This window comes from Micromonospora sp. ATA51, from assembly GCF_016802855.1.
In the GTDB taxonomy this organism is placed as follows: Bacteria; Actinomycetota; Actinomycetes; order Mycobacteriales; family Micromonosporaceae; genus Micromonospora; species Micromonospora sicca.
In genome coordinates, this window is the sequence record NZ_JAEVHJ010000041.1 from 21,439 (window position 1) to 32,361 (window position 10,923).

General features: G+C 74.6%; 9 protein-coding genes and 2 pseudogenes. 6 read left to right on the top strand and 5 right to left on the bottom strand.

The features are described from left to right. Positions 1–3: 3 nt before the first annotated feature. From JNW87_RS09865 to JNW87_RS09880, 4 genes are all read left to right on the top strand, one after another. Positions 4–1,230 carry a glycosyltransferase family 4 protein gene (locus JNW87_RS09865; protein ID WP_109803320.1) on the top strand — a complete coding sequence of 409 codons (1,227 nt, stop codon included), beginning with the start codon at positions 4–6 and terminating at the stop codon, positions 1,228–1,230. A 34-nt stretch (positions 1,231–1,264) separates the two neighbouring features. Continuing rightward, positions 1,265–2,707 carry an O-antigen ligase gene (locus tag JNW87_RS09870; protein WP_109803321.1) on the top strand — a complete coding sequence of 481 codons (1,443 nt, stop codon included), beginning with the start codon at positions 1,265–1,267 and terminating at the stop codon, positions 2,705–2,707. Next, positions 2,704–4,050 carry a lipopolysaccharide biosynthesis protein gene (locus tag JNW87_RS09875; protein ID WP_109803322.1) on the top strand — a complete coding sequence of 449 codons (1,347 nt, stop codon included), beginning with the start codon at positions 2,704–2,706 and terminating at the stop codon, positions 4,048–4,050. Before JNW87_RS09870 ends, JNW87_RS09875 begins: the two co-directional genes overlap by 4 nt. A gap of 237 nt (positions 4,051–4,287) precedes the next feature. Next, positions 4,288–5,526 (top strand): glycosyltransferase, encoded by a 1,239-nt coding sequence (locus JNW87_RS09880; protein ID WP_309233926.1) that lies wholly within the window; start codon positions 4,288–4,290, stop codon positions 5,524–5,526. A gap of 88 nt (positions 5,527–5,614) precedes the next feature. Here JNW87_RS09880 and JNW87_RS09885 read toward each other — a convergent pair whose 3' ends face one another. Beyond that, positions 5,615–6,805 (bottom strand): glycosyltransferase, encoded by a 1,191-nt coding sequence (locus JNW87_RS09885; RefSeq protein WP_109803324.1) that lies wholly within the window; start codon positions 6,803–6,805, stop codon positions 5,615–5,617. Between the two features lie 173 nt (positions 6,806–6,978). On the opposite strand from JNW87_RS09885, the gene JNW87_RS09890 reads away from it, so the two are divergent. Beyond that, the gene (locus tag JNW87_RS09890; protein ID WP_238453538.1) at positions 6,979–7,347 is read left to right on the top strand and encodes a hypothetical protein; all 369 of its coding nucleotides are present in this window, start codon (positions 6,979–6,981) and stop codon (positions 7,345–7,347) included. Here JNW87_RS09890 and JNW87_RS09895 read toward each other — a convergent pair. The 3 genes and pseudogenes from JNW87_RS09895 to JNW87_RS09905 all read right to left on the bottom strand — a co-directional run. After that, positions 7,299–7,502 (bottom strand): annotated as a pseudogene (locus JNW87_RS09895) (sugar acetyltransferase); the annotation flags it as partial. The gene JNW87_RS09890 and the pseudogene JNW87_RS09895 overlap by 49 nt on opposite strands. Next, entirely contained in the window at positions 7,499–8,188 is a 690-nt protein-coding gene (locus JNW87_RS09900) for a sugar transferase (RefSeq protein WP_304598695.1), read from the bottom strand. The gene JNW87_RS09900 and the pseudogene JNW87_RS09895, both read right to left, overlap by 4 nt. Next, a complete protein-coding gene (locus JNW87_RS09905) occupies positions 8,185–9,324 on the bottom strand; it encodes a DegT/DnrJ/EryC1/StrS aminotransferase family protein (RefSeq protein ID WP_109803326.1) in 1,140 nt (379 codons plus the stop codon). Before JNW87_RS09905 ends, JNW87_RS09900 begins: the two co-directional genes overlap by 4 nt. Before the next feature lie 216 nt (positions 9,325–9,540). Between JNW87_RS09905 and JNW87_RS09910 the strand changes: the two genes are divergently transcribed. Further along, positions 9,541–10,506: a DUF389 domain-containing protein gene (locus JNW87_RS09910; RefSeq protein WP_109803327.1), complete on the top strand. Its 966-nt coding sequence runs from the start codon at positions 9,541–9,543 to the stop codon at positions 10,504–10,506. A gap of 6 nt (positions 10,507–10,512) precedes the next feature. Here the strand turns inward: JNW87_RS09910 and JNW87_RS09915 are convergent. After that, positions 10,513–10,923 (bottom strand): annotated as a pseudogene (locus JNW87_RS09915) (hypothetical protein); the annotation flags it as partial.

The window sequence follows — 10,923 nt, forward strand, 5'->3', positions numbered from 1 at the left end:
ATCGTGGCGCAGGTCGTCATCACCACCGAGTCCCGGTTCCTGCGGACCCCGGACGGGCGGGTGTGGGTCCAGGTCGGCCCGGACCACGCCATCTGGACGCGGTACCTGGCGGCGTTCGAACAGGTCCGGGTGGTGGCCCGGGTCAGGGACGTCGACGAGGCACCGGCCGGAGCGGCCCGGGTCGACGGTCCCGGGGTGGAGGTCCGGGGAGTGCCGTACTACGAGGGACCGGTCCAGTTCCTCCTGAGGCGGCCCGCGATCCGGCGCGCGGCGCTGGCCGCCGTCGCGGACGCGGACGCGGTCATCCTCCGGGTGCCGTCACCGATCGCGAACCTGATCAGCCGCGACCTGGACCGGCGCGGCCGGCCGTACGCCTGCGAGGCCATCGGCGACCCCTACGTGGTCCTGTCCCGGGGGGTCGTCGACCATCCCCTCCGGCCGGTGCTGCGCCGTTGGGCCACCTCGGCCATGCAGCGCCAGTGCGGGTCGGCGGTCGCCGTGTCGTACGAGACCCGGCGGACCCTGCAGGCGCGCTACCCGGCGTCCCCGTCGGCGGTGAGCGTCGGCATCTCCTCGGTCGACCTGCCGGCCGCCGCCTTCGTGGCGACGCCGAGGACGTACGACGCGCCGGTCCGATCGGCGACGCTGGTGTCGGTGGGCTCGCTCGAGCAGTTGTACAAGGGCATCGACACGCTGGTGGAGGCGCTGGCCCGGCTGCGTGACGCCGGGCAGCGGCACCGGCTCGTGCACGTTGGCGTCGGGCGCCACCAGCCCGGGATCGAGGAGCTGATCGTCGCGCGGGGGCTGACCGGTCAGGTCACGCTCGCCGGTTGGCTGCCGTCGACCGAGGACCTGCGCAGCCTGCTGGACGGCGCGGACCTGTTCGTCATGCCGTCCCGCACCGAGGGGCTGCCCCGGGCGCTGATCGAGGCGATGGCGCGGGCACTGCCGGCGATCGGCTCGACGGCCGGCGGCATCCCCGAGCTGCTGCCCGCCGGCTGCCTGGTGCCGCCGGGCGATCCGGCGGCCCTCGCGACCGCGATCGGCGGTCTGCTGGCCGACCCGGACCGGCTGGCCGAGGCGTCCCGCCGGAACCTCGACCTGGCCTCGTCGTACTCCGCCGACGTGCTCTCGTCCCGCCGGCGCGACTTCTACCAGGCGGTCCGGAAGCTGAGCGCGGGCAGGGCAGCCCATCTCGACGCGCACCTGAACGGGCCTGCCGCTCGTTGAGTTTCGGCCGACTCGTTGCTGGAGGATCAACCTGATGATGTTGCGTGAGGGCGTGGCCACCGAGCCGGCGCCTCCATGGTCGGCCGGCGCGGACCCGGCGGGCTCCGCTTCCCGGCCACGGACGGACGTGGCGGGGGACGCCCGGTCCGGTTTCGCGTCGAGCACCGTCCGGGCGGTCACGCTCGTGCTGTTCCTGAACTTCGACCAGTTTCCCCGCCTGATCGGCAGGACCTTCCTCTTCACGGCGGCGGGGCTGGCCCTGCCGCTGCTGCTCCACGAGTTCAGCCGGCGGACGACCGCGGCGCGGGTGGTGGTCGGCTGGATCCTGCTGCTCTTCGGCGGGCTGGCGCTGCCCGCCCTCCTGCATTGGCCGGAGATTGACTACGGACGGCAGAAGGTCGTCCTGCTGATGACGCTGACCCTGCTCTCCACGCTTGCCGTGGCGATCGTCCGCGGGCGGCGGGACCTGCGGATGTTCGCCTGGCTGCTGATCCTGTCCGCGGTGATCCTGGCCGTCGCCGCGCTGACGGCAGGCGACTCGGGTGGCCGGTCGGACGGATTCGGCTCCAATCCGATCTGGCTGGCGCGCGCCATCGGCGCCGCGTTGATCGCCGTCGCCTGGCTGTACTTCCAGCGGTGGCTGGCCATGTGGCTGGCAGCCTCGCTGACGGTGCTGCTCTCCCTCGGGATGTTCGCCACCGGTTCCCGTGGGCCGCTGGTGGCGACCGTCCTCGGGCTGTTCGTTCTGGTCCTCGCCGGGCTGCGTCGGAAGACCGCTCGGGGCAAGCGGGAATGGATCGGCGTCACGCTGATGGCCGGCCTGGTCGTCACGGTCATGACGCTGCCCCGGCTGCTGCCGCCCCGGATGTACGCCCTCATCGTCGACCCGTCGGACGAACTCTTCGACTCGGCGCGGGCGGAGATGCGACAGCGCACGCTGTCCATGATCGCGGAATACCGTGGCGGCGTCGGCTACGGGAACTGGAGCGACGTCTCCGGGTTGCTGTCCTTCAACTATCCGCACAACCTGTGGCTGGAACTGCCCGCCGAGGCCGGTTGGCTGGTCGGCGGCGGGTTCATTCTGGCGACCGTGGTGGTGGCGGCGCGGCTGTGGGGCGCCGCCCGGGTCGACTCGGCGGCCGGTTTCGTGCTCGGCCTCCTGGTGTTCGCCGTGGTGGCGGTGTCGACGTCGGGTGACGTCAACGCCGACCGGCCGCTGTTCACCGCGCTCGCCCTCGGGATCCTGGTGCTGACCTGGATGCGGGTGAAGGGCCGGCCCGGCCCCCAGCCGTCCGTCCTGGACGGCCCGGCGGCCCGGCCCTCCCCCGGCGACGGGGTGGCGGGGGACGGACGACAACGACCGCGGCGACCGGTCTCGGGTCCCGGGCGGAGCCCCGGCCCGCCCGGCACGTACCCGGCGGAGGCGGCCCCGCTCGGGCGGCCCGCCGGGACCGGAGGGGGAAGGGCGGCTCGGTGAGCCGGCTCCGCGCCGTCCGTGGCCGGATGACGGCGAGCCGGCGTGGGGTGCTGAGCATCGCGGCGGGCTCCGCCGGCGGTCAGGTCCTCGCCCTGGCGGCGGCCCCCCTGCTGGCCAGGTTGTACAGCCCTGCCGACTTCGGCGTGTTCACCATCGTCGCCGCCCTGGTCACGACGATCGGCACGGTGGCCGCGTTCCGCTTCGAGTTGGCCGTCCCACTGCCGGAGCGGGAGCGGGACGCGCAGGCTCTGGTGGCCCTCGGGCTGGCCGCGGCGGCGGCCACGGCGCTGCTGGGCACGGTGGCGGTCCTGCTGGTCGGTGACGGTGTCGCCGGACTCTTCGGCCGGCCCGAGCTGCGGCCCTGGTTGTGGCTGGTGCCGCCGGCCGCCGCCGCCACCGCGGCGGTGCTGGTGCTCAACCAGATGGCCATCCGGCACCGCCGCTACGGCTCAATCGGCCGGCGCAACTTCCTCCAGTCCGCGACGATGGTGACGACCCAGGTGGTGGCGGGGGCCGGCGGTCTGCGGTCCGGCGGCCTGTCCCTGGGGCTGGGAATGGGCCAGGTCGTCGGCGCGCTCGTGCTGCTCCCCGGGGCGCGGTCGGCCGATCCGGAGGTCAGGGCGGGCCGACGGCTGCGGCACCTGTGGGAGAGCGCGGTGCGCTATCGCCGGTTCCCGCTCCTGCTGGCGCCGTCGGGGCTGCTCAACATCCTCGGGCTCCAGTTGCCGATCCTGTTCATCGCGTACTGGTACCCGGCTTCCGTCGCCGGTTACCTCGGGTTGACCCAGCGGGTGATCGCGATGCCCGCCGCGCTGGTCGCGTCGGCGGTCGCCCAGGTGTACCTCGCGGAGATCTCGCGGGCGGTCCGGGGGGACGGCGAGGGAGCACGGCGGATCTTCGTCGGCGCCAGCAGGAAACTGACCCTGGTGGCCGGGCCGGCGGCGCTGGCCGTGGTCCTGGGGGCGCCGGCGGTGTTCGCTGTCGTGTTCGGCGCGCCGTGGCGCACCAGCGGGGCGTACACCCAGGCGCTCGCGCTCTACATGGCCGCCCAGATCATCGCCTCGCCGTTGTCCCAGACGCTGATCGTGCTCGAGCGCCAGGGGCTCCAGTTGGCCTGGGACGTGGGCCGGGTCGTGCTGGTGACCGGGGCGGTCGTCGCAGCCGCCCGGTCCGGCGCGTCCGCGCTGACCGCGATCTGGGCCCTCGGCGTCTCGGGGGCCGTCGCGTACGGGGCGGCATGGCTGATGTCGCTGCGCGCGGTCACCGTGGACAGTCGGCGGGCGCGACAGGCCGCCGCCGGCCCGCGACTCGTGCCGGTCCGGGCCGCCGCGCTGAGCGACTGACGCCCGTACCATTTGCACCTTTCACGGCGAAATGCGCTGCCCACCGACGGCTGGGTCGTTGACCTGAATGTCGGTCGAACAGGAGGACCCGATGGACAACCCGCTGCAGCCCCCGGATTCCGTGGGCGGGACGGACGCACCGCTTCGGCTGCTGATCGTCGCCTACCACTTCCCGCCCGCCGACTCGGTGGGCGCCCGGCGGCCCGCCGCCCTCGCCCGGTACGCGGCCGAGCGGCAGTGGGACGTCCGAGTCCTCACCACCGGCACGCCGGACCTCGAGAACCCGGTGCCGGACGTGCCCGAACGGCACATCGTGCGGGTCGCGCCGGTGCCCCGGCTGCCCCGCCTGCGCCGCTCGCCCGCCGCGGCAGCCGACGGAGCCGACGCCACCGCGTCCCGCCCGGCTACGGCCGCGCGGGCCCGGGCCGCCGACCTCCGCCTCGCGGTCAACCGCTGGGTGTGGAAGGCCGGCTCCGAACTGCTCGTCCCGGACTCCCAGGTCAACTGGATCTGGCCGCGGTCCGGCGCTTCCTGGACACCCGCGACGGCTGGCGGCCCGACGTCATCCTCGCCACCGGACCGCCCTTCTCGGTGTTCGCGGTGGCCGCGCGACTGGCCCGCCGACTGGACGTGCCCTGGGTCGCCGACTACCGGGACCTGTGGTCGGTCGGCAACGAGTACTGGGTCCGCACCCGCGTCCGCCGGTCGGTCGACCGCCGGCTGGAACGGCGTCTGCTCCGGTCGGCGGCCGCGTCCGTCACCGTCTCCGAGCCGCTGGCGGAGGCGATGCGCCGCACCCTCGGGGTGCACACCCGGGTCGTCATGAACGGCATCGACCGACGTCCGCCGGCCACGTCCGCCGAGCCGGTCGCCGGCCCGCAGGCCCGGGCCGACCACGCGGCGGCGACCCTGACCCTGGCCCACACCGGGTACGTCTACCCGGGCCGGCGCGATCCCGGCCCGCTGCTGGAGGCCGTGGCCTCGCTCGGCGAGGACGCCGCCCGGGTGCACGTCGTGTTCGCCGGTGAGGACAACGGCATCGTGCGGCGGGCGGTGGAGCGGACCGGGGTGGCCGACTCCGTCACCCTCCTCGGCCAGGTGTCCGCCGAGAAGTCCTGGCGCATCCAGGCCGAGGCGGACGTCCTGGTGCTGCTGATGTGGAACGACCCGCGGGACGCCGGCACGGTGACCGGGAAGATCTTCGACTACCTGTTCGCCCGGCGTCCGATCCTGCTGCTCGGATACGAGTCGGGGGTCGCGGCGAACCTCATCCGCGCCCGTGGCGCCGGCGTCGTCCGCAACGACAAGCAGGCGATCGCGGAGCAGCTGCGCGCCTGGCTGGCGATGAAGGAGCGGAGCGGCCGGATCCCGGCCCTGCCGGCGTCGGCCCTGGACGGTCTCTTCCGGGACGACCAGTTGGCCCGCTATCTGGTGCTGCTCCGGGAGGTCGCCGGGCGCGTCGCACCGACCCGCTAGGCGTCCCACGCCGAACCGGACCGACCATCGTGCTGCGGCCACCGCCGCCCCGCCCCGCCATCCGCCGGGACGGGGGCGGCGGATCACGTCAGGGCCGGGCGGTCCGCTCGATGACGTCCGCCACGGCGGCGGCCGCCACCCGATTGTCGAACAGGCGCACCGCCCGGTCCCGGGCCTGCGCGCCGCGGCGCGCCAGCCGGCCGTCCTCGAACTCCGCGTACGCGCGGGACAGGGCGGCCGTCAGCGCCGGCACGTCGGCGCGTGGCACCACCCAGCCGGAGTCCTCGTCGACGGTCTCCGGCAGCCCGCCCGCGTCGCTGACGATGCTGGGCACGCCCATCGCGCTCGCCTCGACCGCGGCGCCGTGGCCCTCGGAGAGCGACGGGCTGACGCTGACGTCGGCGGCCCGGTAGCAGGGCCGCACGTCGGGCACCGATTCGAGCCAGGTGACGCTGGGATCGTCGTCGAGTCCGAAGCGGTCGACCAGGTCCCGTCGGTGCGCCTCGCCGGCCGCGGTCCACCCCCCGCCCACCAGGAGCAGCCGGGAGCGCGGGTGCCGCGCGTGGAACGTCCGCCACGCCGCCAGCAGCACGTCGTGGCCCTTGATCCCGCGCCCGTGGTGCGCCAGCCGTTTGGGCGCGTAGACGTAGGCGACCATGATGGCGACGAACGCGTCCTGGTCGATGCCGAGCTCGGCCCGGGCCTTGGCCCGCACCTCGTCCCGGTGCCCGCCGGGAACGCCGTCCGGCGGCCGTACGCTGAACCGGTCCGTGTCCACCCCGTAGGTCACCACCGGCCGGCGGTCCGCCGGGACGCCGAGGCGGCCGTACAGCTCCGAGGTGTACGCGGTACCGCAGATCACCGTGTCGTCGAGGCGCCAGAGCAGCCGTTCCACCGGCCGGATCGTGGGCGACTCCAGGTACAGCGGCCCGGCCGACATGTGCACCCGGCGGGCCGGGAGGCCGAGCGTCGCGAAGCGGGTGGCCAGCGCCGAGGCGTACAGGTGGTAGTGCAGCACGTCGGGCCGGAAGTCGCGGACGAGGCGGCGCAGCCTGCGCAGCCCGCGGAGGGTCCTGAGTTGGGGGCGGAGGCGGAAGTCGAAGCCGGCGTCGAGGACCGGGATCCCGCGGCGGTCCAGCTCCGAGGGGAGCCGCCCGGGCCCCGGCGGCAGCACGACCGCCACCTCGTGCCCGCGGCGGCGCAGCTCCTCCACCTGCGGGACGATCCACAGACCGCCGCTGTTGGTCTTCAGCACGACGCACACGCGCAGGGCCGGCATGGGCACACCTCCGTTCTCCGGGGCCGTCGGCCCGGTTCGGCGGGTGCCCGTCATCGTGCGGGCACCCCCTTGACCACCGAGCCGGGCGGCACGTCCCGGACCACGCACGCGCCGGCGCCCACCGTGGCGTCGCGCCGACCCGCAGGCCCTGCAGGACCGCGGCGGTGGTGCCGATGAGCACCCCGGAGTCCAAGTGGCAGGCGCCGGAGACCGCGGCGAGCGGGTTCACCGACACGAAGTCGGCGAGCACGCTGTCGTGCCCCACGGTGGCGTTCTGGTTGAGGTGCACGTGCCGGCCCAGCCGGACGTTGGTCGTCACCCGGGCCCCGGCGAACGCCACCAGGCCCTCCCCGTGCACCAGGTCCGCGCCCACGCTGGCCAGCGGATGCACCAGGCTGGCCGCGGGCAGCCCGAGGTCGGCGATCCGCTGGTCGATCAGCCGGCGCACCCGGGGGTCCCCGACCCCGAGCACGTGGTGGGCCGGGCCCGGCAGGTCGCGCAGCCGGTCCGTGCCACCGAGGTACGCCGCGTCGAGCCGCTGAAGTCGCTTGAGGTTCACCTCCGACGGCCGGTCGTCGACGAACCCGAGGACGCGCCACCTCGGCCGGGCCGGGTGGGTTCCGTTGATCGCCTGCACGATCCCGAACAGCTCGCGGCCGTGTCCGCCGCAACCCACGATCACCAGGTCCACCGTCATGCCACCCGCTCCTCCGACCGGTCGCTGCCGCCGGCGCCCGCGGCGTGTCCCGCCGGGACCCGGACGAACTCGTGCGCGGTGGGGGCGTCCGGGGCGCTGATCCCGGTTCTGCGGAACACCGCCACCGCCGTCTCCCCGAGGATCCGCAGGTCGAGGTGGAGGCTCCGGTGATCCACGTACCAGACGTCGTACTCGAACCGCGCCGTCCAGTCCAACTCGTTGCGGCCCCGTACCTGGGCCAGTCCGGTGACCCCCGGTCGTACCTCGTGCCGCCGGGCCTCCCTCGGGCTGTACCGGTCCAGGTACTGGGGGAGCAGGGGACGCGGCCCGACCAGGCTCATGTCGCCCCGCAGGACGTTCCAGAGCGTGGGCAGCTCGTCCAGGCTGGTGGCCCGCAGCCAGCGGCCGAGCGGGGTGAGTCGGTCCCCGTCGTCCCGCGGGTCGACCGACATCCGCCCGGACGGCCGCATGGTCCGGAACTTGACCAGGGTGAACAGGGCGCCGTGCCGGCCCGGCCGGTGCTGCCGGAACAGGACCGGCCGGCCCGTGCCGACGAGGATCGCGGTCGCGACGAACAGCATGACCGGTGCGGTGGCGACGAGCAGCAGGCCGGCCACCACCACGTCCATGGCGCGCTTCACCCGGTCGTACGCCACGTGGTCGGCCGCGCGGTGCCGAGCGGTCACGGATGCGCCCCGAGGAATTCGGTGATGGCGGCGGTGACCCGGGAGATCTGCTCCTCGGTCAGCGCGGATCCGCTCGGCAGGGCGAGGCCCCGCTCGAAGAGCCGCTCCGCGGCGCCGCTGAGCAGCGCCCCGGCGCCGGCGAAGAGGGGCTGGAGGTGCATCGGCTTCCAGACCGGCCGGGTCTCGATCTCCGCCGCGGCGAGGTGTGCCCCCAGGTCACCGGCCCGCCAGCCGGCGCGCTCGGGGTCGACGACGATGACGGTGAGCCAACAGTTGCCCCCCGGATCCCCGTCGGCCAGGACCTCGACCCCGGGTACGGCGGCGAAGAGCTTGGCGTAGTGCTCCCGGAGGCGGCGGCGCCGGTCCAGCATGTCGTCCAGGCGGCCGAGCTGGGCCCGGCCCAGCGCGGCGAGCACGTTGCTGAGCCGGTAGTTGTAGCCCACCTCGTCGTGTTCGTAGTGCACGGCGGGACGACGGGCCTGGGTGGACAGGTGGCGGGCCCGGGCGATCAGCGCCGCCTCGTCCGAGAGCAGCATCCCGCCGCCGGAGGTGGTGATCATCTTGTTGCCGTTGAACGAGAGCACGCCGGCGTCGCCGAACGAGCCGGCCGCCCGGCCCCGGTAGGAGGCGCCGAGGGCTTCCGCCGCGTCCTCGACGACGGGCACCTCCGCATCCCGGCAGAGGCCCAGCAGCGCGTCGTAGTCCGCGCAGCTGCCGAACATGTCGACCGGGACGAGGGCGGCGATGCGCCGCCCGGCGCGCCGTAGCCGGTCGATCAGTTCCGCGGCCAGCGCGACGTCGATGTTGCCGGTGGCGGGGTCGCAGTCCACGAAGACCGGGGTGGCTCCGGTGTAGACGGCCGCGTTGGCGGTGGCGACGAAGGTCAGCGTCGGCACGATGACGACCTGTCCCGGTCCGGCGCCGAGGGCGAGCAGGGCGAGGTGCAGGGCCGCGGTCCCGGAGTTGAGGGCCAGCGCGTGCCGGACACCCACCCGCTCGGCCACCTCCCGCTCGAACGCGTCCACCTCGGGGCCCAGCGGCGCGACCCACCCCGACCGCAGCGCCCGGAGCACGCCGGCTTCCTCGGCCGGGCCGACGTCCGGCGGCGACAGGTGAATCCGTTCCGTCAGGAGCATGAGGATTCCTCGTGGGAGTGCGGCAGCTTACACGCGCTCAACGATCCAGATCAGCAGGCGGTTTCGTCCCATTTGGCGTGCTGGTCGGTCTCGCCGGGATCCGCGCCGCCCGGCCGATGGAGCCAGGCCATGGGCATCGGGAGGAGCCCAGACCGGGACGGACGGTAGAGTTCGCGGCCGGCGGCGGGACGGCCGCCCGAATCCAGGAGCCTCCCCGTGCTGCATCTGAGGATCATCGCGCCGACCGACCAGTCGGCGGCGGTGGCGGATCTCCTCGCCGACGACCCGGGCGTCGCGCACCTGGCCGTCGTCCCCGGCGCCGCCCGTCAGCCGGCCGGTGACCTCATCCTCTGCGACGTCGTCCGGGAGAGCGCCGACCACCTGCTGCGGCAACTCCAGGACCTCGGCGTGGAGGCCCGGGGTGGAATCTCGGCCGACGACGTCGAGCTGACCCTCTCCTCGGCCGCGGAACAGGCGGCCCGCGACGCTCCGGGGCACGGCGAGGACGCGGTGGTCTGGGACGAGATCGCGGCCAAGACCGGCGAGCAGACGGTGCTGACCGGCACCTTCCTGGTGCTGATCATCGTCGCCACCATGATCGCCGGCATCGGGGTCCTGCTCGACCAGCCCATCCTGATCGTCGGCGCGATGGTGGTCGGTCCCGAGTTCGGCCCGCTGGCGGCGCTCTGCGTAGCCCTGCTGCGCCGCAATCCACGCGTCATCGGCCGTTCGATCAAGGCCCTGGTGGTGGGCTTCCTGGCGGCCATGCTGGGCACCGTGCTGAGCACCTGGGCGCTCACCGCCGCCGGGCTGGTCGACCGGGGGATGCTGCTGGCCGAGCGTCCGCTGACCGACTTCATCTGGCGGCCGGACGCGCTCTCCTGGGTGGTCGGCCTGCTCGCCGGCGTGGCCGGCATGCTCTCGTTGACGGCGAAGAAGTCCGGCTCCCTGGTCGGGGTGCTGATCTCGGTCACCACCGTGCCGGCCGCCGCGAACGTCGCCGTCGCCGCCGCGTACGGAGTGTGGCCCGAGGCCGGCGGTTCGGCGCTCCAGCTGGTGATCAACCTGTGCGCGATCGTGCTGGCCGGGATGCTGACCCTGGTCGTGCAGCAGCTCTGGTGGTGGCACGTCGGCCGGATCCCGCGGCGCACGGCGCGGGAGCGGGTGACCGGGCGGCGCTGAGCCGGCTCAGTCCCAGTCGTCGCCGGCGGCCAGCCGGCGGTGGAGCAGGTCGCGCAGCGGGATCGACTCGCCGTCGCGACCGCCCCGCCCGACCACCAGCGGCGCCGGGTCGGGCCGGGGATCCGCGCCGAAGAGCCGGGACCGCACGCTGGCCGGGACGGTCAGCAGGTGGAAGCGCCTCTCGGTGTCCACGGCCGACTGCGGGCGCGGTCGACGTACCAGCCGGTGAGCCGGGTGCGGTAGCGGCTCCGGCCGTCGTAGGACCGGGCGACGAGCCGGGTGGTGCGCAGGCCGCGCCGGGTCGCCTCGGCGACGAACCAGGCGACCAGCTCGGCCGCCTCCGCCTGCTCGGCCGCGCGGGCCCGCTCGTCCGCCGCGGCGTGCGCCCGTACCGCGCGGCGCTGCCGCTCCCGCCAC